The organism is Brachybacterium sp. Z12 (assembly GCF_014400405.1).
GTDB lineage: Bacteria > Actinomycetota > Actinomycetes > Actinomycetales > Dermabacteraceae > Brachybacterium.
In genome coordinates this window covers 1,547,651-1,569,405 of sequence record NZ_CP060496.1, presented here as the reverse complement: position 1 = coordinate 1,569,405, position 21,755 = coordinate 1,547,651, and the positions used below count along the sequence as shown (strand labels likewise).

At 69.3% G+C, this 21,755-nt stretch carries 11 protein-coding genes, 6 tRNA genes and 6 pseudogenes; 6 read left to right on the top strand and 17 right to left on the bottom strand.

Going from position 1 to position 21,755, the window contains the following annotated elements; translation table 11 throughout:
• The first annotated feature begins 149 nt into the window (after positions 1-149).
• On the top strand, positions 150-617 hold the full coding sequence (locus H3H54_RS08370) for a hypothetical protein (RefSeq protein WP_262426233.1): 468 nt from the start codon (positions 150-152) through the stop codon (positions 615-617).
• Here H3H54_RS08370 and H3H54_RS08365 read toward each other — a convergent pair.
• The 17 genes and pseudogenes from H3H54_RS08365 to H3H54_RS08285 all read right to left on the bottom strand — a co-directional run bounded on the left by H3H54_RS08365 (position 557) and on the right by H3H54_RS08285 (position 15,143).
• Positions 557-2,963, bottom strand: a pseudogene (locus tag H3H54_RS08365) (RelA/SpoT family protein). The gene H3H54_RS08370 and the pseudogene H3H54_RS08365 sit on opposite strands and share 61 nt — an antisense overlap.
• A gap of 115 nt (positions 2,964-3,078) precedes the next feature.
• Positions 3,079-3,630 carry an adenine phosphoribosyltransferase gene (locus tag H3H54_RS08360; protein WP_262426232.1) on the bottom strand — a complete coding sequence of 184 codons (552 nt, stop codon included), beginning with the start codon at positions 3,628-3,630 and terminating at the stop codon, positions 3,079-3,081.
• On the bottom strand, positions 3,627-4,847 hold the full coding sequence (gene secF, locus H3H54_RS08355; RefSeq protein WP_262426231.1) for a protein translocase subunit SecF: 1,221 nt from the start codon (positions 4,845-4,847) through the stop codon (positions 3,627-3,629). Before secF ends, H3H54_RS08360 begins: the two co-directional genes overlap by 4 nt.
• Positions 4,844-6,739 carry a protein translocase subunit SecD gene (gene secD, locus H3H54_RS08350; protein ID WP_262426230.1) on the bottom strand — a complete coding sequence of 632 codons (1,896 nt, stop codon included), beginning with the start codon at positions 6,737-6,739 and terminating at the stop codon, positions 4,844-4,846. Before secD ends, secF begins: the two co-directional genes overlap by 4 nt.
• Before the next feature lie 84 nt (positions 6,740-6,823).
• On the bottom strand, positions 6,824-7,207 hold the full coding sequence (yajC, locus tag H3H54_RS08345; protein WP_262426229.1) for a preprotein translocase subunit YajC: 384 nt from the start codon (positions 7,205-7,207) through the stop codon (positions 6,824-6,826).
• Positions 7,208-7,338: 131 nt separating this feature from the next.
• Positions 7,339-8,382, bottom strand: a complete 1,044-nt coding sequence (ruvB, locus tag H3H54_RS08340; protein ID WP_262426228.1) for a Holliday junction branch migration DNA helicase RuvB — start codon at positions 8,380-8,382, stop codon at positions 7,339-7,341.
• Positions 8,379-8,988 (bottom strand): annotated as a pseudogene (gene ruvA / locus H3H54_RS08335) (Holliday junction branch migration protein RuvA). The gene ruvB and the pseudogene ruvA overlap by 4 nt, the downstream one beginning before the upstream one ends.
• A gap of 214 nt (positions 8,989-9,202) precedes the next feature.
• Positions 9,203-9,607: pseudogene (locus H3H54_RS08330) on the bottom strand (crossover junction endodeoxyribonuclease RuvC); the annotation flags it as partial.
• Between the two features lie 61 nt (positions 9,608-9,668).
• Positions 9,669-10,427 carry a YebC/PmpR family DNA-binding transcriptional regulator gene (locus H3H54_RS08325; protein ID WP_262426227.1) on the bottom strand — a complete coding sequence of 253 codons (759 nt, stop codon included), beginning with the start codon at positions 10,425-10,427 and terminating at the stop codon, positions 9,669-9,671.
• A gap of 118 nt (positions 10,428-10,545) precedes the next feature.
• Complete coding sequence (locus H3H54_RS08320) at positions 10,546-10,713, bottom strand: hypothetical protein (RefSeq protein WP_262426226.1); 168 nt, start codon at positions 10,711-10,713, stop codon at positions 10,546-10,548.
• On the bottom strand, positions 10,701-11,831 hold the full coding sequence (locus tag H3H54_RS08315; RefSeq protein WP_262426225.1) for a PrsW family intramembrane metalloprotease: 1,131 nt from the start codon (positions 11,829-11,831) through the stop codon (positions 10,701-10,703). Before H3H54_RS08315 ends, H3H54_RS08320 begins: the two co-directional genes overlap by 13 nt.
• 94 nt (positions 11,832-11,925) lie before the next feature.
• A pseudogene (locus H3H54_RS08310) lies at positions 11,926-12,521 on the bottom strand (HIT family protein).
• A pseudogene (gene thrS / locus H3H54_RS08305) lies at positions 12,518-14,515 on the bottom strand (threonine--tRNA ligase). The pseudogenes H3H54_RS08310 and thrS overlap by 4 nt, the downstream one beginning before the upstream one ends.
• A 224-nt stretch (positions 14,516-14,739) precedes the next feature.
• Positions 14,740-14,814: transfer RNA gene (locus H3H54_RS08300), tRNA-Val, on the bottom strand.
• 25 nt (positions 14,815-14,839) lie between these two features.
• A tRNA-Cys gene (locus tag H3H54_RS08295) sits at positions 14,840-14,913 on the bottom strand.
• 60 nt (positions 14,914-14,973) lie between these two features.
• A tRNA-Gly gene (locus tag H3H54_RS08290) sits at positions 14,974-15,046 on the bottom strand.
• Between the two features lie 25 nt (positions 15,047-15,071).
• Positions 15,072-15,143: transfer RNA gene (locus H3H54_RS08285), tRNA-Val, on the bottom strand.
• 330 nt (positions 15,144-15,473) lie between these two features.
• On the opposite strand from H3H54_RS08285, the gene H3H54_RS08280 reads away from it, so the two are divergent.
• The 5 genes and pseudogenes from H3H54_RS08280 (at position 15,474) to H3H54_RS08260 (ending at position 21,736) form a co-directional block, all read left to right on the top strand.
• Positions 15,474-15,549 (top strand) — tRNA-Gly (locus H3H54_RS08280).
• A 28-nt stretch (positions 15,550-15,577) separates the two neighbouring features.
• Positions 15,578-15,652: transfer RNA gene (locus H3H54_RS08275), tRNA-Val, on the top strand.
• A gap of 119 nt (positions 15,653-15,771) precedes the next feature.
• Positions 15,772-17,938, top strand: a pseudogene (gene glgX, locus H3H54_RS08270) (glycogen debranching protein GlgX).
• Positions 17,883-20,567, top strand: coding sequence for a malto-oligosyltrehalose synthase (gene treY, locus H3H54_RS08265; RefSeq protein WP_395963623.1), 2,685 nt, complete (start codon positions 17,883-17,885; stop codon positions 20,565-20,567). The pseudogene glgX and the gene treY overlap by 56 nt, the downstream one beginning before the upstream one ends.
• Complete coding sequence (locus tag H3H54_RS08260) at positions 20,564-21,736, top strand: alpha-amylase family glycosyl hydrolase (protein WP_316249173.1); 1,173 nt, start codon at positions 20,564-20,566, stop codon at positions 21,734-21,736. The genes treY and H3H54_RS08260 overlap by 4 nt, the downstream gene beginning before the upstream one ends.
• The last annotated feature ends 19 nt before the right edge of the window (positions 21,737-21,755 follow it).

The following is a 21,755-nucleotide window of genomic DNA, read 5'->3' as shown; positions in this document are numbered from 1 at the left end:
TCCCGTCACGCGGCGGAGCTCGCCGTCCCGCTCGGCGCCTCGCTCCAACGCTGGGACGAGACCCCTTCCACCCACGGGCTGGTCGTCGACGGCTATCTCCACCGGATCCTGCCAGGGATCTTCCTGCCCCCGATCTGCTGCGCAGCGCGGTGCAGCGGGCGCTCGCCCTGGGCTGCGCGCTCGGCGCGAATCTGCAGGCCCATCACGTCATCGCGGGTCCATCCGCGGCGTGGGTGGTGCTGGGAGGCATGCCGCCTCCGTACGCGGAGCTGCTCTCCCCTGCCCACCGGGGCGACCTGGCAGGGGTGGTCCTGCGCCACTCACGGATACTCCCGGACGACATCGAGACCATCGGCGGCGCTCCGATCACCGTCCCCGTGCGCACCGCATTGGATCTGCTGAGGTTCGCGCCGACCCGGATCGCAGGACCGGCACTGCACCAACTGGTCGACGGCGGCCATGCACAGGTGGAGGAGATCGGTCGGCGCCTGCGGCTGATGCACAGGTATCCGGGGGTGCACGCCGCGAGGAAACGGCTCGAGCAGATGCTGGGTGCTCAGCGCGTGGTCAGCGGTGCGCTCGTCCCCACCGGCTTGCCGTCGGCGGTCACCCGATAGACGTCATAGACGCCCTCGATGCGGCGCACCTGGGCGAGCACGGACTGCAGATGGGAGGGGTCGGCGAGCTCGAAGGAGAAGAATGTGGTGGCCAAGCGGTCCGTGTTCGAATGCGCGGACGCCGACTGCAGATTCACCTGCTGCTCGGAGATCACCAGGGCCAGGTCCGTCAGCAGGCGCGGCCGGTCGAGAGCCTCGACCTTGATATGCACTAGATAGGCCGTGCTGTGGCGACCCGACCATGCGACGTCGACGATCCGATCGGGCTGCTGCTCCTGCAGCTGGATCGCGTTCGCACAGGTCTCATGGTGGACGGAGATCCCGGAGCCGCGCGTGATGAAGCCGACGATCGGGTCTCCCGGCACCGGGGCGCAGCACTTCGCCAGCTTGACCCACAGGTCCGCGTGACCGTCCACGATGACGCCCTGATCGGTCTCGGAGGTGTGCCGTTCGGTGCGGCTGCCGCGCGGCCGCACCCGGGACGGCAGGGTGATCTCCGCCAGGTCCTCCGCGGCGCCGTCGGAGCCGCCGAAGGATGCGCGCAGCTTCTCGACGACATGCTGAGCGCCCGTGTGGTTCTCGCCTATCGAGGTGTACAGCGCATCGACGGAGGGGAGGTTGAGGTCGTCCGCGACGGTGGCGAGGGTCTCGTGGGTCAGCAGGCGCCGCATCGGCAGATCCTGGCGGCGCAGCGCCTTGGCCAGCTCCTCCTTGCCCTTCTCGAGCGCCTCCTCCCGGCGCTCCTTCGAGAACCAGTGACGGATCTTGTTCCGCGCACGGGGCGACTGGACGAAGCCGAGCCAGTCACGGCTCGGGCCGGCGTCCGCGGACTTCGAGGTGAAGACCTCGACCACATCCCCTGTGGACAGGGACGACTCGAGGGAGACCAGGCGTCCGTTCACCCGCGCGCCGATGGTGCGGTGCCCCACCTCGGTGTGCACCGAGTACGCGAAGTCGACGGGAGTGGCGCCCTGCGGGAGAGCCAGCACGTCACCCTTGGGGGTGAAGACGTAGACCTCCTGGGTGTTGATCTCGAAGCGCAGCGAGTCCAGGAACTCCCCGAGTCCGTGGTCTCCTTCTGCCAGTCCATGAGCTGTCGCAGCCAGGCCGCGTCGTTGGTGATCGGGGTCGAGTCCGTGCCCCCTGGCTGCCGGCCATCGCCTTGTACTTCCAGTGGGCCGCGACCCCGTACTCCGCCCGGCGGTGCATCTCCCGGGTGCGGATCTGGATCTCCACCGGTTTGCCGGTCGGCCCGATCACTGTGGTGTGCAGCGACTGGTACAGATTGAACTTCGGCAGTGCGATGTAATCCTTGAACCGGCCCTGCACCGGGGACCAGCGTGCGTGGAGGGTGCCCAGCACGCCGTAGCAGTCGCGCACGGTGTCCACCAGCACCCGCACCCCGACCAGGTCGTAGATGTCCGAGAAGTCGCGGCCGCGCACGATCATCTTCTGGTAGATCGAGTAGTAGTGCTTGGGCCGTCCGGTGACCTCGGCCTTGATCCGTGCCTTCTTCAGATCCTCCTGGATCCGCGAGGAGACGGTCGAGAGGTACTGCTCGCGCGCCGGGGCGTGCTGGGTGACCAGGGAGACGATCTCCTCGTACACCTTCGGGTAGAGCACCTGGAAGGAGCGGTCCTCGAGCTCCCACTTCATCGTGTTCAGGCCCAGGCGGTGCGCCAGCGGCGCGTAGATCTCGAGGGTCTCCTTCGCCTTCCGCTCGGCGGAGGCGGCAGGGACATATTTCCAGGTCCGCGCGTTGTGCAGGCGATCGGCCAGCTTGATCAGCAGCACTCGCACGTCGCGGCTCATCGCCACGATCATCTTGCGCACCGTCTCAGCCTGGGCCGCTTCGCCGTAGGTGACCTTGTCCAGTTTGGTGACCCCGTCGACCATCACGGCGATCACCTCGCCGAACTCGGAGCGGAGCCGCTCGAGCGAGTAGTCGGTGTCCTCCACGGTGTCGTGCAGCAGCGCGGCGGCGACCACTTCGGCCGGGGACCCCAGCTCGGCCAGGATCGTCGCGACCGAGACAGGATGGGTGATGTAGGGATCGCCGCTCTTGCGGGTCTGTCCGCGGTGCGCACGCTCGGCGACCGTGTACGCCCGCCGGACGATCTCCAGGTTCTCCTTCGGGCTGACCGCAGTCATCGTCTCCAGCAGCGGTGCCAGCAGAGGATCGACGGAGGACCCGGCGCGCGGGGAGAAGAAAGACAGCCGCGAGCGTGCCCGGCGCGGGGCCGGGGGCAGGGCCCGCGGGGTCGGTGCGGGCGTCGAGGAAGCGCTCTGATCGCCGGGCCGGGGAACATCGGCCTTCGCGGGCTGTGATCCGGGCTGCTGCGACATGTGCACCTCCTGGCTGGGAGGTTCCAGTCTACGCGCGGGTCACCGATGCGCGGGCCCCGTCCGCGCGCTCCCCCGGTGCGGCACTCGTCCTGCTCCGGAGCCGCCCCTCAGGGATTCAGCCCTCGATGCTCCAGACGGTCGTCAGCGGCACGCCGGGCAGCTGCTCACGCCCGCCGAGGCCCTCGAGCTCGATCAGGAAGGAGGCACCGAGGACCTCGACGTCGAAGCGGCGCGTGAGCTCGATCGTCGCCGCGGCGGTGCCGCCGGTGGCGAGCAGGTCGTCGACGATCAGCGTCCGGGCCCCTGCAGGAAGCGAGTTCTCGGGGATCTGGATCTCTGCGCTGCCGTACTCGAGGTCGTACTTCAGGCTGGCGGGCGTGCCGGGCAGCTTTCCCGCCTTGCGCACCGGGATGAACCCGGCCCCCATCTCGTAGGCCAGCGGAGCGCCCAGCACGAAGCCGCGTGCCTCGGTCCCCACGATGTACTCGATGTCCTCGGGGATCAGCGTGATCCAGTACTGGATCACCGCACGCAGGGCCGCAGCGTCACGCAGCAGCGGGGTGATGTCCCGGAACAGCACGCCCGGGGCCGGGAAATCGGGGTACTCGGCGATGTGCGAGTGCAGCATCGCCTCGATCTGCTCCGTGGTGGGCACGGGATCGGTCATCGGTGTCCTCGCTTGGGTGTGGTGCGCCGGCGGCGCGATGAGCGGCGCGGCTGATGACGCTCGGAACGAGCTGCGGGTGCGGTGGCCCCGTCGGCCTCGGGCTCCGTGTCGTGGTCCTCCACCGGGAGATCGTCCTCGGCGTCCTCCTCCGCATCCGCTGTCGCCGGCTCGCTCTCGTCCTCGGGGGTCTCCTCGGCGGTGGTGCGGGCGCGACGGCGACCCGGCGCCGGGGTGGCATCCTCTCCGCGACGCTCCCGGAGCACCTGCTCGGTGTGCGCGGCGATCTCGGGCTCGCGGCGACGCAGGTCCACCAGGAAGCCCGGTGCCAGGAAGATCGAGGAATAGGTACCGGCGATGATGCCGATGAACAGGGCCAGGGAGATGTCCTTGAGCGTGCCCGCGCCCAGCAGGAAGGCGCCGATCGCGAGGATCGAGCCGATCGGGAGCAGGGCCACCACCGAGGTGTTGATCGAGCGCACGAGGGTCTGGTTGGCCGCGAGCTGGACCTGGTCCGCGAAGGTGCTGCGCCGCTGGCGGGTGAGACCGTCGATGTTCTCGCGGACCTTGTCGAAGACGACGATCGTGTCGTACAGCGAGTAGCCCATGACGGTGAGGAAGCCGATCACCGTGCCCGGTGTGATCTCGAAGCCCACGACCAGGTAGATCCCCGCGGTGACGAGCATGTCGTGGACGAGCGCGCCCATCGCGGCGAGGGACGCCTTGAGGTCGCGGAAGTACAGGGCCATCATGCCGGCCACGAGCACGAGGAACACGACCACGCCGCGGAGCATCTTCTGGGTGACGTCGCCGCTCCACACCGGGCCGATGTACGAGGTGGAGATCGCCTCGGGCGAGACCGAGTAGGCGGCGGCGAGATCCTGGGCGAGGGCTGCGGTCTCGGTGGAGTCGAGCTGCTCGGTCTGGACCCGCACGGTGTCCTGTCCCAGCACGGTGATCTTGGGTTCGCGGTCGGGCAGGTGTTCGCGGACCACGTCGCGCGCCGAGGTCTGCTCGGTGTCTGCGACCCCGGCGACCTGGAACTCCGAGCCGCCGGTGAACTCGATACCGAGGTTCGGACCGCGCAGCACCGCCAGCCCCGCGAGCAGCACGATGCCGATCACGCTGAGCAGGTACCAGGTCCTGCGGCGGGTCACCAGCGGGATGATCCGCCGCCCGGCGTGGAGGTCGTTGCCGAACCGGGCGAAGGTCGCGCTCATCGGCTCTGCTCCTCGGAGTCGTCGTCACTGATGCCGGTCTGGTCGCCAGGCCTTTCGGCGGTCTTGGTCGAGGCGGTCTGTTCCGTCTCCGCGGAGGCGGCACGCTCCGCGGCCTCCCGCTCCAGGCGGGCTCGGCGCACCGCGATCGGTTCGCGGGCCTCCTCCTCCGCATCATCGCGGCCTCGTAGGCCACGCTCCCCGGCCACGCGCACCCGGCCGCGGCCGGCATAGGCGGGGACGTCACGATCCAGACGGGCGGGATCCAGCCCGCTCCAGGGGTGGCCCTTGCCGAAGAACCGGGTGCGCACCAGGGCCTGGAGCACGGGGTGGGTGAACAGGAAGACGATCACGAGGTCGAGCACCGTGGTCAGCCCCAGCACGAAGGCGAATCCGCGCACACCACCGGTGGACAGCACGTAGAGCACGACGGCCGCGATCAGGTTCACCATGTCGGAGGCGAGGATCGTGCGCTTGGCACGATCCCATCCATGGTCCACCGCCGCGACGATGCCTCGGCCGTCACGGATCTCGTCACGCACCCGTTCGAAGTACACGATGAACGAGTCCGCGGTGAAGGCGATCGCGACGATCAGGCCCACCACGCCGGCGAGGGAGAGCCGGTAGCCGATGTCGGGGATGTTGGACAGCACGGTGAGGGTGCCGTAGGTGAGCAGCCCCATGATGAACAGGCTCGACATGGTCACGATCGAGAGCAGTCGGTACTGCGCGAAGGCGTACAGCACCACCAGAGCCAGGCCGATGAGCCCCGCGATGAGCCCCATCTGGAGCTGATCCGCTCCGAGGGTCGCGGAGATCTGCTGCTCGGAGGCGACGTCGAACTCGAGGGGCAGGGCGCCGAAGCGCAGCTGATCGGAGAGCTGACCGGCCTCTTCCTGCGAGAAGTTCCCGGAGATCGAAGCTTCACCGCCCGGGGACGGCTCCTGCACCTCAGGGGCTGAGATGACCAGTCCGTCCAGCACGATGCCGAAGGCAGCGGTGGCGCCCTGGCCGTTGTAGAGGGCGGAGGTCATGCCCGAGAACGACTCCGCGGCATCCTCCGCGAAGCTCATGTTCACCACGTAGTAGCCGGTCGCCTGGCCGGTGGGGGTGACGTCAGCCGCCACTCCGGAGCTCTCGATCGCGGCGCCGGCGACCACTTCGGGACCGAGCAGGTACTTCGCTGTGCCGTCGGGGTCGCAGGCCACCACGGGTTCATCTGCAGAGGCTTCGGCGACCCTCTCCTGCTGGGCACGCGGGTCCACGCAGTCCGCCGCCATCAGCTCGGTCTGGATCTCGGGCGTGAGCCAGTCCATGGACCATGCGGGGTACGGGAGGTCGCCCTCTGCCGGCGCGGCCGGCGGCGCCATCGAGGAGTCGGAGCCGACGAGCCCGTCGAACAGCTGCTGGGACGGATCCGCGGGCGCGCTGGAAGTCTCCTCCGCACCCTCACCCTCGCTGCCTCCATCGGAGGCCTCGCCGCCGCCGTCGGAGGGCATCGCCTCGCCGCTCCCCTCAGGGGCGACCACGCCCAGCACCGGGCGGAACGACATCGCAGCGGTCTGGCGTACGGCCTCCGAGGTGGCCTGGTCCAGCTGACCGGGGACGTCGATGACGATGTTGGTGCCGCCCTGCACCGTGATCTCGGTCTCCGCCACGCCCATGGCGTTGACGCGCTGGCTCATGATCTGGCGCGCCTGCTCCATGGCGGCGGCGTCGATCGCGGAGCCGTCGCGGGACTGCGCCTGCAGGATGATCTGGGTGCCGCCCTCGAGGTCGAGGGCGAGCTTGGGTGCTGGCTGCCAGTCGCCCTTCCAGACCCCGGCGCCGATCCCGCCGCCGAGCAGCAGGATAAGCACCGCGAGGGCCGCGAGGGCAATGCGACGTGCGGGCATGGTGCGTATTTCCTCAGGACGGCGGACGAGCGGTGATCAGGTGGGCGGCCCTGGAACGGGCGCCCGGTACGAGGTCTGCGCTGCTCAGCGCTCGTCGCGGCGCTGGTCCTCGCCACGAGCGTCGTCCTCGGAGACGGTCACGCCGGGGATACCGCCCTCGCGCTCCAGATCGGAGTCCAGCTCCTGCTCCGAGCCCTCGACCTCATCGATGGGGTCGACGGCCTGGGAGATCGCCTGGCGGGCCCACTTGGTCTGGGCACCGTTCTCGGACTCGAGGATCACGACATCGTCGTAGGAGTCGATGATCAGGCCGTAGAAGCCGGAGTGCGTGCGGACCTCGTCGCCGACGCCCAGCTGCTTCACCAGCTCAGCCTGCTTCTGCTGCATCTTCTTCTGGCGGTTCGACATGAACAGCAGGGGCAGCATCATGACAGCGAAGATGAGCAGGAGAGGAAGAAGGGATTCCACGGAGTTCCTTTCGGCGGAGCCCCTCACGATGCTCCTGCACGGATCGGGTCCTGCCGCGGACGATTGACCGCCCCACTGTACCCGCCGAGCGGCCCCTCGCCTCTCAGGGTGATGCGTCGATCATCCTCGGCTCAGAAGCGGCCGAGCATCGGGGCGACGCCCTCGGGCCCCTCTGGAGCTTCGAGGCCGAGGTGCGTCCAGGCGGCGGGGGCCGCCGCGCGGCCGCGCGGGGTCCGCAGCAGGAACCCTTCGCGCACCAGGTACGGTTCGATCATGGTCTCGACGGTCTCGATCTCCTCGCCCACCGCGACGGCGAGGGTGGAGAGCCCCACGGGCCCGCCGGCGAAGCGTCCGCACAGCGCGGACAGCACTGCACGATCCAGGCGGTCGAGTCCCCGCTCGTCCACCTCGTAGACGCGCAGCGCCTCCTTCGCGGCGGCGAGGTCGAGCCGGCCGCTCCCCCGCACCTGGGCCCAGTCGCGCACGCGGCGCAGCAGCCGGTTGGCGATGCGCGGCGTGCCCCGTGAGCGGGAGGAGATCTCGACCGCCGCGGACTCCTCGAGCTCGATCTCGAGGCGTGAGGCAGAGCGCCGCACCACCTCGCGCAGCTCCTCGGCGCCGTAGAAGTCGAGATGGCCGATGAACCCGAAGCGGTCGCGCAGCGGTGCCGGAAGCAGGCCGGCGCGGGTGGTCGCCCCCACTACCGTGAAGGGCGGGAGATCCAGCGGGATCGACGTGGCGCCGACGCCCTTGCCGACGATGACGTCGACCCGGAAGTCTTCCATCGCGATGTACAGCATCTCCTCGACAGGACGGGCCAGCCGATGGATCTCATCGATGAAGAGCACCTCGCCCTCCTCGAGGGAGGAGAGGATCGCGGCGAGATCGCCGGCGTGCTGGACAGCCGGACCGGAGGTGATCCGCAGCGGGGTCGCCAGCTCTGCGGCGATGATCATCGCCAGCGTGGTCTTGCCCAGTCCGGGCGGACCCGACAGCAGCACATGCTCGGGGCACCTTCCTCGGGCGACCGCCGCATCGAGGACCAGCGAGAGCTGATCGCGCACCACCTTCTGGCCGACGAACTCGTCGAGCCGGCGCGGGCGCAGGGCGGCTTCGGCAGTGCGCTCCGGCGGGACCGCTTCCGCACTGGTCAGCGACGTGTCCTCGTCGCTCATCGGTGGCCCCCGAGGCCGCGCAGGGACTGCCGGAGCAGCTCGGCGGCGTCCAGCTGCGCGCCGCCGTCGGCGCGAGCGGCCTCGACCGCGCCGAGCGCGGCCTTCTCCGCCCAGCCCAGGCCCACGAGCGCCTCGACCACGTCAGCGTCCGGACCGCCGCTGGGGGCGGCAGGAGCGGGGACGGCGCCCTCGCCCGTGGCGATCATGGGTGCAGGCAGCTTGCCGTTGAGCTCGAGCAGCATGCGGCTGGCGACCTTCGGTCCGATGCCGGGGTGCGGGTGATGGTCTTCGCATCCTGTTCCGCGATCGCGCGCCGCAGCTCCTCGGGCTCGAGCACCCCAGCACCGCGAGGGCGGTGCGGGGGCCGATGCCGGAGACTGACTGGACGATGCGGAAGGTCTCGGCCTCGTCCGCGTGCGGGAAGCCGTAGAGCGTCATCGAGTCCTCGCGGACCACCAGCTCGGTGTGGAGGGTGAGCTCGGCGCCGTGGCGGGTGGCCATCAGCGCCTGCGGGGTGGTGCGGACGAGGTAGCCGATCCCACCTACCTCGAGCACGAGGGAGTCGAGGTCGATGCGGGCGACCTGCCCGGTCAGAGATGCGATCACGCGACCAGCCTAGAACACCTGTTCGATCAGTGTCGGGAGGTGGAGCGTTCCCGGGCGCGTCGGGCCTCGTGCTCGGCACGGGCCCAGACCGCCTGCGCGCTGGTGCGCGCTCCGCCCCCGAGTCGAGCGTGACCGGCCCCGGCCCGCGCCACAGCTGGGTCAGGGCGATCGCGACCGCGTCCGAGGCATCCGCCGGCTGCGGCGCGGAGTCCAGGCCGAGCAGCTTGACCAGCATGGTCTGGACCTGCTTCTTGTCCGCGCGGCCGCTGCCGGTCACCGCGGCCTTCACCTCGGACGGGGTGTGCATGGCGGTGGGGATCCCCCGCTCTGCCGCCTCCAGCAGCGCGATCCCGGAGACCTGCGCGGTGCCCATCACGGTGGAGATGTTGTTCTGGCTGAAGACCCGCTCGACCGCCACGGCGTCCGGCCCGAACTCCTCGAGCACGCCGCGCAGACCGCGCGCGATGGTCAGCAGCCTCTGATCCAGCGGAGCGTCGGAGTCGGACTGGATCACCCCGGCATGGATGAGCCTCGCCCGCCGCCCGCCCAAGGCATCGACGACACCGATCCCGCAACGGGTCAGCCCGGGGTCCACCCCGAGCACTCGCAGCGTCGTCATCGTCCGCGCACCGAAGTGGACGGAACGGCGCCGCCCACGCGGGTGGCGCCGTTCACGAGGTTCACTCGGCGTCCGCCAGCTGGGCGGCGACGTCGTCGGGGATGTCGAGGTTGGAGAAGACGTTCTGCACGTCGTCGCTGTCCTCGAGCGCCTCGATCAGACGCAGCGCCTTCTGGGCGCCGTCGAGGTCCACGGGGGTGCGCATGGTCGGTACGAACTGCGCCTCGGCGCTGTCGTAGTCGATGTCCGCCTCCTGCAGCGCGGTGCGCACGGCGACCACGTCGGTGGCCTCGGAGATGATCTCGAAGGTCTCACCCTCGTCGTTGATCTCCTCGGCCCCCGCCTCGAGCACCACCTCGAGCAGATCATCTTCGCTGTGCTCGCCCTTGGGGACCGCGACCACGCCCTTGCGCTCGAACAGGTACGCGACGGACCCGGAATCGGCCATGTTGCCGCCGTTGCGGTTGAAGGCGAGCCGGACCTCGGAGACGGCGCGGTTCTTGTTGTCGGTCAGGCACTCGACCAGGACGGCGACACCGCCGGGGGCGTAGCCCTCGTACATCAGCGTCTCGTAATCGACGCCGTCGCCCTCGAGGCCGCCGCCGCGCTTGACGGCGCGCTCGATGTTGTCGTTGGGGACGGAGGTCCTCTTCGCCTTCTGGATGGCGTCGAAGAGGGTGGGGTTGCCGACTGGGTCAGGACCACCCATCCGTGCAGCGACCTCGATGTTCTTGACCAGCTTGGCGAACAGCTTGCCTCGCCTGGCATCGATGACGGCCTTCTTGTGCTTCGTGGTCGCCCACTTGGAATGCCCTGCCATCTCTCTCCTCCCGACTCTGCCGCCGACCGACGGCGGATTGCCGACCCATTCTAGGCCAGCGGACGGGCGGGCCCGGGGTCAGGCCGGCGGGGGACGGTCGACGACCGCCCCGGCGGGCTCAGCCCCGCACGACGGGCGCGGTCAGCGAGCCGATCAGACGACGGTCGGCGGTGATCGATTCGAGCAGCTCGCGCTCGCGGTCACGGGTCTTCTTCGTCGGCTTCCCGAACAGCACGCTGTGCCGCTCCAGGCCCAGGGCGACCGCGGAACGGATCAGGTCGCGCATGCCCATCCTCGCCACGGCGCCGTGGCGCACTGCCCAGCGCTCCGCCCTGCGGCGCTTGCGCATCGAGACCAGCAGCTCCACCTCGGGGGCGAGAACCAGCCCGCCCTGCCGTACTCCGAGAGCTGCCGGCGCAGGATGCGCTTCTCGCGCAGCCGCAGAAAGAGCACGATCGCGACCAGCAGCACGAAGATCGGCACCTGCACGGTGACGTAGTAGCGGAGGAACCCGGCCAGCGGCGCCGCCGGGTCGACAGGGATGAAGAAGGTCGAGCCGTTCCACAGCGCGTGCAGCACCATACCGAGGGAGAGGCCGCCCACGCCGAGGCCGAAGTACAGCATCAGGGACCGCCGCTCCGCTGCGATTCCCAGGCCCAGACCGCACAGAGCGGTGAAGGAGACGTGCGCGAAGGGCGAGAGCAGGCCGCGCAGGAAGAACGTCTGCCAGAAGACGTCGACTTCGCCGGCGGCCTGCGACTGGTGGAAGGAGTTGCCGAAGTAGAGGATGTTCTCGGTGAAGGCGAAGCCGCCGCCGATCAGTGCGGCATAGACGACCCCGTCGATGGGCCCGGCGATGTACCGCCGGCCCCAGATCAGCAGCCCGATCAGCCCGGCGCTCTTCATGGCCTCCTCGACCACGGGCGCCTGGATCACGGTTCCGAGGAACGAATCGATCAGGGCGTCCGTCTCGGATGGGGAGATCCATGCTGTGAAGTGGCCGCCGAACCACAGTGTGAGCAGCACGGAGCCGATCGCTCCCCAGGCGAAGGCGTAGACCAGCGACATCCGGGGCTGAGGCGTGTACCGGTCGATCCACCACACCGCCGCCAGCACGATCGCCACCGGCACGAGCGCCGCGGTGAAGGCGACCAGTGAGGTGCCGAAGCCCAGCGGCAGGATGACGAAGAAGTAGAGCGCGAGCGCCGCGGCGGCGAGACACAGGAAGGACAGCGCGAACAGCGCCCATCGCACCCAGGGCCGCCTGCGGCGCCGGCGCCCGGCCCGGCCCGCGCCCATCCTCTCGGGGGCGCGCGGGTCCATCCGTTCCACGTCGTAGCCGTAGCCGTCGCGGGGCTCCTGCGGCGGGGCCGGGTGCGGCGGCGTTCCGGTCGTGCTCGTCACAGCCACTCCTGACTCTCCCCGGGTCGGTGCGGCCGTTCCCTCGGTGTCCGGAGACGTCGCGGATCACCGTCGAGGCGGCCTCGGTCATGCTAACTCAGGGCCAGGCGTCGGCGTACAGCGCGCGGGTGTCCGCGAGCAGTATCGGCACAGCCTTGGTGCGACCGATGATGGGCAGGAAGTTCGCGTCGCCCTGCCAGCGCGGCACCACGTGCTGATGGAGGTGCGCGGCGATGCCGGCCCCTGCGATCTCCCCTGGTTCATCCCGAGGTTGAACCCGGCCGGCCGCGACACCTCGCGGATCACCCGCATCGCGGTGCGCGTGAGCTCGGCGACCTCGAGCAGCTCTGCTTCGTCGAGGTCCGTGTAGTCGGAGACATGGCGGTACGGGCAGATCAGCAGGTGCCCTGCGTTGTACGGGTAGAGGTTGAGGATCACGTAGGCGGATTCACCTCGGTGGACGATCAGCGCGTCCTCGTCCCCTCGGCCCGGGGCGACGCAGAACGGGCACTGCGCGCCGTCGTGCGGGTCCTCCGGCTTGTTCTCCCCGCCGATGTAGGCCATCCGGTGCGGGGTCCACAGCCGCTGGGTGTCATCGGGGACGCCCGCGAAGTCGCGGGCGTCCTCGAGGGCAGGGCCCGCCGGGCCAGTGCCCTCGGCGGCGGGCCCGGCGTGCTCCTGCCCCTCGCTCACACCTGCGCCTTGTCCTTGATGGCGGTGACGATGCGCTCGACCGCCGCGTCGACGTCGATGCCGTTGTCCTGGCTGCCGTCGCGCATGCGGAAGGAGACCGCGCCGTTCTCCTGGTCCTCGCCGCCGGCGATGAGCAGGTAGGGCACCTTCTCCTTGGTGTGGGTGCGGATCTTCTTCTGCATGCGGTCGTCCGAGGAGTCGACCTCGACCCTCACGCCGTGGGCGCGGAGCTTCGCAGCGATCTCCTCGAGGTAGGGCACGTACTCGGCGGCCACCGGGACGCCGACGACCTGGACCGGCGCGAGCCAGACTGGGAAGGCGCCGGCGTAGTGCTCCAGCAGGACGCCGAAGAACCGCTCGATCGACCCGAACAGGGCGCGGTGGATCATCACCGGGCGCTGACGGGAGCCATCGGATGCCGTGTACTCGAGCTCGAACAGCTCGGGCTCGAAGAAGTCGAGCTGGATGGTGGACAGCTGCCAGGTGCGGCCGATCGCGTCCTTCGCCTGGACGGAGATCTTCGGGCCGTAGAAGGCGGCGCCGCCCGGGTCGGGGACCAGGTCGAGGCCGGAGGCGGTCGCGACCTCCTCGAGGGTGCGGGTGGCTTCCTCCCAGGTGGACTCGTCGCCGACGGACTTCTCGGGATCCCGGGTGGACAGCTCGAGGTAGAAGTCGTCCAGGCCGTAGTCCTTGAGCAGGCCCAGGACGAAGTCCAGGGTGCTGGAGATCTCCTCGCGCATCTGCTCGCGGGTGGTGTAGATGTGCGCATCGTCCTGGGTGAAGCCGCGGGCGCGGGTCAGGCCGTGCACCACGCCGGACTTCTCGTAGCGGTAGACGTGCCCGAACTCGAACAGTCGCAGCGGCAGCTCCCGGTAGGAGCGTCCGCGGGAGCTGTAGACGAGGTTGTGCATCGGGCAGTTCATGGGCTTGAGGTAGTAGTCCTGGCCCTGCTTGGTGACGTTGCCGTCGGCGTCCAACTCCTCGTCCACGTGCATCGGGGGTACATGCCCTCGGCGTACCACTCGAGGTGCTTCGAGGTCTCGAAGAGGTTCTTCTTGGTGATGTGCGGGGTGGAGACGAAGGAGTACCCGGCCTCGACGTGCCGGCGGCGGGAGTAGTCCTCCATCTCCATCTTGATCATGGCGCCCTTGGGGTGGAACACGGGCAGTCCGGAGCCGATCTCGTCCGGGAAGGAGAACAGGTCCAGCTCGCTGCCCAGGCGGCGGTGGTCGCGGCGCTCGGCCTCGGCGATGCGCTCCTGGTGGGCGCGCAGCTCGTCCTTCGACGGCCAGGCGGTGCCGTAGACGCGCTGCAGCATCGGGTTCTTCTCGCTGCCGCGCCAGTAGGCAGCTGCGGAACGGGTCAGGGCGAAGCCGTTGCCGATCAGCTTGGTGCTGGGCAGGTGCGGTCCGCGGCACAGGTCCGTCCAGACCACCTCGCCGCGACGGTCCACGTTGTCATACATGGTCAGCCCGCCCTCGCCGACCTCGACGCTGGCGCCCTCGGCGGCATCGTCGGCGCTGGACTTCAATCCGATCAGCTCGAGCTTGTACGGCTCGGAGGCCTCCTCGGCCCGGGCGGCGTCATCGGAGATCTCTCGGCGCACGAAGCGCTGACCGGACTTGATGATCCGGTTCATCTCCTTCTCGAGCGTCTTGAGGGACTCGGGGTGAACGGCTCGGCGACGTCGAAGTCGTAGTAGAAGCCATCGGTGATGGGCGGGCCGATGCCGAGCTTCGCCTCGGGGTTGGTCTTCTGGACCGCCTGCGCGAGGACGTGCGCGGCGCTGTGGCGCAGGATCGACAGCCCGTCGGGGCTGGAGATGTCGACGCCCTCGACGACCTGGCCCTCGGCGAGGGGCTGTACAGGTCGCACAGCTCGCCGTCGATGCGCAGGGCGATGATCGAGGCGGTGCCCGCGAAGAGCTCGGTGCCCGTGGTCCCCTCATCGATGTGCTGGGGTGATCCGTCGAGGGTGATGGCGATCTGAGCCACGGGGTCTCCTTCTGTTCGGGTCGAGCCGGCCGACGATGCCGGCTCCACGGATGATCGTATCGGCCGCCGCGAGGAGGTCCACCTCAGCGATGCCGCTGCAGGCGGGGAATGTCCTGGAGATCTCAGCGATGGCTCCACCCCGTCGGAGGCCTCGGCTCGCACGGGCTGACCGTCGGCGCGGAGGCAGAAGAGCCCCGGTCCGTGGGGACCGGGGCTCTTCGTGGTGGTGGGCGATACTGGGATCGAACCAGTGACCTCTTCCGTGTCAGGGAAGCGCGCTACCGCTGCGCCAATCGCCCGTGCCGCATGCCCGGGGGCCTGCGATGGAGGTGGGTACGGGATTCGAACCCGTGTACACGGCTTTGCAGGCCGTTGCCTAACCACTCGGCCAACCCACCGGGATGTGCCACACCAATGGAAAAGGCGCTCCCGACGATCGTCGGATGCGCCGCTCCCAGAGCGGACGACCGGATTCGAACCGGCGACCCTCACCTTGGCAAGGTGATGCTCTACCAACTGAGCTACGTCCGCATGACCGGATCCTGGGATCCTGCCGTGGGCGATACTGGGATCGAACCAGTGACCTCTTCCGTGTGAAGGAAGCGCGCTACCCCTGCGCCAATCGCCCGAAGGTGCTGGCCACTCACCTGAGTGGACTCGAAGAATCCTACATGGACTCCTGGGGAGTTCGCACCAATTCCAGTGTGACCTGCGTCCCTCTACTGAAAAGCAGTGCTCCTCGAGGTGGGCCGGCCGGGCTCGAAGCACTTCGCATCCCGCTCCCCGTGAAGCCCGACCGAGGATCGTCGCCCGACCGCCCCATGGCCGCCCCACCCCTGCATCTCCGCAGCCCCGCCGACACAGCGACCCGGCGGTGACCTCGGACACTGTGGGGCCGCAGCATTTGCGCCGATGCTCGGACCCGCATATCGTCTTCCCTCGTCGGCATGGCCGATGTGCGGACGTAGCTCAGTTGGTAGAGCATCACCTTGCCAAGGTGAGGGTCGCCGGTTCGAATCCGGTCGTCCGCTCCATCCCCTCCCCCGCGTCCTCGGACGCACCGGGCGATTGGCGCAGCGGTAGCGCGCTTCCCTGACACGGAAGAGGTCACTGGTTCGATCCCAGTATCGCCCACCACGCAAGGCCCCCTCGGAACATCGAGGGGCCTTCGTCATGTCAGCGCACCGTGGGCACGGACACGTGCGCCCGGTCATCAACCCGGTCCCGTCCGGGCGGGAGCCGACTACTCTGAGGCCATGCAGATCTGGCCCGGACAGTCCTACCCCCTGGGTGCCACCTTCGACGGCTCCGGCACCAACTTCGCGCTGTTCTCCGAAGTGGCCGAGAGGGTGGAGCTGTGCCTCATCGACGAGGACGGCTCCGAACGCCAGGTCGAGATCACCGAGGTTGACGCCTACGTGTGGCACATTTACCTGCCGTCGGTGCAGCCCGGGCAGCGGTACGGCTTCCGCGTGCACGGCCCCTACGATCCCTCCGCCGGCCATCGCTGCGATCCCTCGAAGCTGCTGCTGGACCCCTACGCCAAGGCGATCGCCGGGATGGCGAGCAACCACCCCTCGCTGTACAGCTACGACTTCGAGGCGCCGGAGGAGCGGAACACCGAGGACTCCGCGGAGCACACCATGCACTCCGTGGTGGTCTCCCCCTACTTCGACTGGGGCAACGACCATCCCCCGCCCACGAGTATCACGACACCGTGATCTACGAGGCGCACATCAAGGGTCTGACGATGCTCCACCCGGACATCGACGAGAACATCCGCGGCACCTATGTCGCGATGGGACATCCGGCAATCATCGAGCACCTCAAGGAGCTGGGCGTCACCGCCGTGGAGCTGATGCCGGTGCACCAGTTCGTGCAGGACGGCCACCTGGTCGAGAAGGGGATGCGCAACTACTGGGGCTACAACACCATCGGCTTCTTCGCCCCTCACAACGAGTACTCCTACTCCGGGCAGCTGGGCCAGCAGGTCCAGGAGTTCAAGCAGATGGTCAAGAATCTGCACGAGGCGGACATCGAGGTCATCCTCGACGTGGTCTACAACCACACCGCCGAAGGGAACCATCAGGGCCCCACCCTGTGCTTCCGGGGCATCGACAACGCCGCGTACTACCGGCTGGTCGAGGAGGACAAGACCCACTACTACGACACCACCGGCACCGGGAACTCGCTGCTGATGCGTACCCCCCGCACGTGCTGCAGCTGATCATGGACTCGCTGCGCTACTGGGTCACCGAGATGCACGTGGACGGGTTCCGCTTCGACCTGGCCTCCACCCTCGCTCGTGAGCTGCACGAGGTGGACCGGCTCTCCGCCTTCTTCGACATCATCCAGCAGGACCCGGTCATCTCGCAGGTCAAGCTCATCGCCGAGCCCTGGGACCTGGGCGAGGGCGGCTACCAGGTGGGCGGGTTCCCTCCGCTGTGGTCCGAGTGGAACGGGAAGTACCGCGACACGGCGCGGGACTTCCACCGCTCCGAGCCCGGCATCCTGGGTGACTTCACATCCCGCCTGGCGGGGAGCTCCGATCTCTATCAGCACACCGGGCGCACCCCGATCGCGTCGATCAACTTCGTCACCGCCCATGACGGATTCACCCTGCGCGACCTGGTCTCGTACAACGACCGCCATAACGAGGCCAATGGTGAGGACGGCAACGACGGCGAGAGCCACAACCGTTCCTGGAACTCCGGGGTCGAGGGGCCGACGGAGGATGCGGAGGTGCTGGACCTGCGGCTGCGCCGGATGAAGAACCTGATGGCCACGCTGCTGCTCAGCCAGGGCGTGCCGATGATCCTGCACGGCGACGAGATGGGTCGCACGCAGGACGGCAACAACAACACCTACTGCCAGGACAACGAGCTGTCGTGGGTCGACTGGGAGCTGGACCAGCACCAGATGGAGATGCTCTGGTTCACGCAGAGCATGATCGCCCTGCGCCGCGAGCACTCGATCTTCCGCCGTCGGCGCTTCCTGCGAGGGGTGGCCCGGGACGGTGCCGACTCTGCCCTGCCGGACGTCGAATGGCTCGGCACGGATGGGGCGCCGATGGCGGACGAGGCCTGGGAGGACGCGCAGAACAAGTGTCTGACGATGTTCCTCAACGGCTCGGCGATCCCCGAGCCGAACCTGCGCGGTGAGCGCATCGTCGGTCACTCCGCGCTGGTGATGTTCAACGCCTCCGGCAACCCCGTGGACTTCACCCTGCCGCCCGCCGATCACGGCGAGGCATGGAAGGTGGTCCTGGGTACCGGAGAGACGGTCGACGTCGGCGCCGTGCTCGAGGCCTCTCAGACCCTCTCCCGCCCCGGCCACTCGATCCTGGTCCTCATGCGTCCACCGATGGATGCCGAGGCCGAGAGCGGCGCTCGCGAGGACGAGGACCGGCCCGCCCGCGCCTGAGACCGATTCCCCGACCCCGGGGCCGCGACGAAGGAGTGCACCGACCGTTGAGCATCGATCCCGACCGCCGTTCCCCGGCGGTGCATCGCGAAGCCGCCACCACCACGGGGCGCTGCGCGCCATCCGCCCCGTGCCGACCTCCACCTACCGGCTGCAGCTGCACGAGGGCTTCACCGCTGATGACGCCGTCGCGGTGGTCCCGTACCTCGCAAGGCTCGGGGTGGGCCATCTCTTCTGCTCCCCCGTGCTGCAGGCGGCGCCCGGCTCGACCCACGGCTATGACGTGGTCGACCACACCCGGATCGGGGAGGAGATCGGCGGGGAGGAAGCGCTGCGGCGGCTCGCGGACACCGCCCATGCCCACGGTCTGGGGCTCATCGTCGACGTGGTGCCGAACCACATGGCGATCCCGACCCCGATCTGGCACAACCGGGCGCTGTGGTCGGTGCTGAGGGGCGGCCCCCGCTCCCCCTTCGCCGACTGGTTCGACCTGGACCCCTCGGCAGAGCTCTCCATCTTGGTGCCGGTGCTCGGCCGACCCATCGGAGCGGTCCTCTCAGACGGGGAGATCTCCGTGGGCCGTGAGTCCGTCCCGCGGGCGGACGGCACCACGGCGACGGAGACCGTGGTGCGCTATTACGATCACGTGCTGCCGGTCGCCGCCGGGACCGAGCATCTCGGCCTCGCCGACCTCCTGGATCGCCAGTGGTACCGCCTGGCGTACTGGAAGGTCTCCGACGAGGAGCTGAACTATCGCCGCTTCTTCGACGTGGACACCCTCGCCGGGCTCCAGGTGGAGCTGCCGCACGTCTTCACCGCGACGCATGACACGCTGCTGAGCCTGCAGGGCGAGGGCGTGATCGACGGATACCGCATCGACCACCCCGACGGTCTGGCCGATCCACGCGGCTACTTGCGGGACCTCGAACGCGCCACCGGGGGCGCCTGGACGGTGGTGGAGAAGATCCTCGAGGGCGAGGAGCAGCTGCCCGGCGACTTCTCCTGTGCCGGCACCACCGGCTACGACGCGCTCTGGCGGGTGGGCGGCCTGTTCCACGATCCGCACGGCGCCATCGGACTGACCCACCTGTGGCAGCGCCGCACCGGTGATCTGCGCCCCTTCGAGGAGGTCGCCGCGGAGTCGACGGACCAGATCATCTCCACCAGCCTGTGGGCGGAGATCGAACGCCTGACCACGCTGATCCATCGCATCTGCCAGGAGGACATCCGACTGCGCGACACCACTCGTCGGAATCTCCAGCGGACCGTGGTCGCGCTGCTGGGGTCGATGGACCGCTATCGCGCGTACATCGTGCCCGGGGAGACGGCGCCCGGTTCCGAGCGGGCCGTGATCGAGCAGGCGGCGGCGAGGGCACGACAGCGTCTGGGCGACGACGAGGACGTGGTGACGACCCTCGAGCTCGTGGTCGCGCTGGTCTGCGGGGATGAGGTGGGCAGCGCCGGTCGCACCCGCAGCGCGGACCGGGACGAGGTGGTGGTGCGCTTCGCACAGACCTGTGGCCCCGTCCACGCCAAGGGCCTCGAGGACACCGCCTTCTATCGCTACACCCGCTTCCTCGCCGTCAACGAGGTGGGCGCGGATCCGGACCGGATCGGGGTGGAGCCGGATCAGCTGCACGATCATGCCCAGTCGATGGTCCGTACCCGTCCCGACGCGATGACGACCCTGTCCACTCATGACACCAAGCGCAGCGAGGACGTTCGGGCACGTCTCGCAGTGCTCACCGAGCAGCCGCTCGAATGGGCGCTGACGGTGCAGGATCTCGACCGTGCCACCTCCGAGCACCGCGGCGACCGGGTCGACGGGGCGATCGAGCTGCTGCTGTGGCAGACCCTCGCCGGCTGCTGGGAGCTGCCGGGCTCCGCGGCCGCACCGCTCACGGCGGAGCGACTGGACGGCTACCTGCTGAAGGCCATGCGGGAGGCGAAGTCCTTCACGACCTGGACCGAGCAGGACGCCGAGTACGAGCAGCAGGTGCTGGCGCTGGGCCGGGCCGCGCTGGACTCCGCGGAGGTCGATCGGACCCTCAGCGGATGGACCCGCCGCACCGCCGCTGCGCAGCGCAGCGCGATCCTCGGGCAGAAGCTCGTGCAGCTGACGATGCCCGGGGTGCCGGATGTGTACCAGGGCAATGAGTCGATCGACCTCTCCCTCGTGGATCCGGACAATCGCCGCCCCGTGGACCATGCCGCCCATGAGGCACGGCTGGCACGCATGATCGAGGGCGCCGGGCCCGACGGGATCGGTGACGAGAAGCTCTGGCTCACCCATCGCACGCTGGTGCTGCGCAGAGAGCGCCCCGAGCTCTTCCAGGGCCGGGAGGCGAGCTATCGCCCCTTGCCCACCACCACGGGTCACGCAGTGGCCTTCGGGCGCGCGGTCGGCGAGGGCGAGGTCGAGACGGTCACCATCGTCACCCGCCTCGCGCACGGGCTCTCCCAGCGCGGCGGCTGGGGCGACAGCTGGATCGCGCTGCCGCCCGGCCGGTGGCGGGACGCGCTCAGCGGTGTCGAGTTCGAGGGCGGTCAGCTGTCGCTGGGCGAGCTGCTCGACGACTGGCCGGTGGCGCTGCTGGTGCGCACCGGCGCCAAGGAGGAGGCCCGATGACCGCTCCCGAGGCGGGCCGCCCGTCCGCCCGTGCCTACGACCGCTACGAGGTGTGGGCCCCCTCGGCGGGCAGCGTGAGCATCCGCATCGACGGCGTCGAGCATCCGATGAGCGCAGCGGAGGGCGGCTGGTTCCACCTTCCCGATGTCCCTGCCGTGCCCGGCGCACGCTACGCCTTCCGGCTCGACGACGCCGAGCTGTGGCTGCCTGATCCGCGCTCGCTCTCCCAGCCGGATGGGGTGCACGCCGACAGCGAGGTCGTCGATCCCCGCGCGCTGCGGGGCGATGACTCCTGGCCGAGCCGGGAGCTGCGCGGGAGGGTGCTCTACGAGCTGCATATCGGCACCTTCACCCCGGGCCCCGACGGCACGGGCGGCACCTTCGACTCTGCGATCGAGAGGCTCGACGAGCTGGTCGAGCTCGGGGTCGATGCCATCGAGCTGCTGCCGATCGCGACCTTCCCCGGCGAGCGCGGCTGGGGCTACGACGGGGTGGGGCTGTATGCCGTCCACGGCTCCTACGGCGGACCGGCGGGCCTGGCCCGTTTCGTCGCGGCCGCCCATGCGCGGGGCCTCGCCGTGGTGCTCGACGTGGTCCACAACCATCTGGGCCCCTCGGGCAACTATCTGGGCCAGTTCGGTCCGTACTTCACGCAGGAGCATGAGACCCCCTGGGGCTCGGCGGTGAACCTCGATCAGCCCGGCTCCCGGGAGGTCCGTGACTTCCTGCTGGGCAGCGTGCGCCAGTGGCTGGTCGACGTCGGGATCGACGGGCTGCGGCTGGATGCCGTGCATGAGCTGCGGGACGACTCCTCGCAGCATCTCCTGGCGGAGCTCGCCGACGCCGTCGCGGCGTGGAGCGCGCAGACGGGCCGTCCGCTGACCCTCATCGCGGAGTCCGACCGCAACCAGCCCGCCACCGTCACCCCCACCGCTGCGGGCGGCCTGGGCATGGACATGCAGTGGGCCGACGATGTCCATCACGGGGTGCACGCCTGGATCACCGGCGAGCGCGCGGGCTATTACGGGGACTTCGGCAGCGCCGAGGTGCTCGCCGCCGTGCTGCAGGGGTGTTCCTGCACACCGGCACCCACTCCACCTTCCGTGGCCGCGTGTGGGGTGCGCCCGTCGATCCCGCTTCGACGCAGTACGACGCGCACTCCTTCGTGACCTTCCTGCAGAACCACGA

What these genes read in the sequence shown, in the direction of transcription:
- secD (WP_262426230.1), bottom strand. Translation starts at nt 6,739, where the DNA reads ATGCCCGCACGTCGCATTGCCCTCGCGGCCCTCGCGGTGCTTATCCTG.
- H3H54_RS08320 (WP_262426226.1), bottom strand. Translation starts at nt 10,713, where the DNA reads ATGCGCGACCTGATCCGTTCCGCGGTCGCCCTGGGCCTGGAGCGGCAC.
- secF (WP_262426231.1), bottom strand. Translation starts at nt 4,847, where the DNA reads ATGAGCGCGACCTTCGCCCGGTTCGGCAACGACCTCCACGCCGGGCGG.
- H3H54_RS08325 (WP_262426227.1), bottom strand. Translation starts at nt 10,427, where the DNA reads ATGGCAGGGCATTCCAAGTGGGCGACCACGAAGCACAAGAAGGCCGTC.
- H3H54_RS08360 (WP_262426232.1), bottom strand. Translation starts at nt 3,630, where the DNA reads ATGACCGATCCCGTGCCCACCACGGAGCAGATCGAGGCGATGCTGCAC.
- treY (WP_395963623.1), top strand. Translation starts at nt 17,883, where the DNA reads ATGCCGAGGCCGAGAGCGGCGCTCGCGAGGACGAGGACCGGCCCGCCC.
- H3H54_RS08260 (WP_316249173.1), top strand. Translation starts at nt 20,564, where the DNA reads ATGACCGCTCCCGAGGCGGGCCGCCCGTCCGCCCGTGCCTACGACCGC.
- ruvB (WP_262426228.1), bottom strand. Translation starts at nt 8,382, where the DNA reads ATGAGCGACGAGGACACGTCGCTGACCAGTGCGGAAGCGGTCCCGCCG.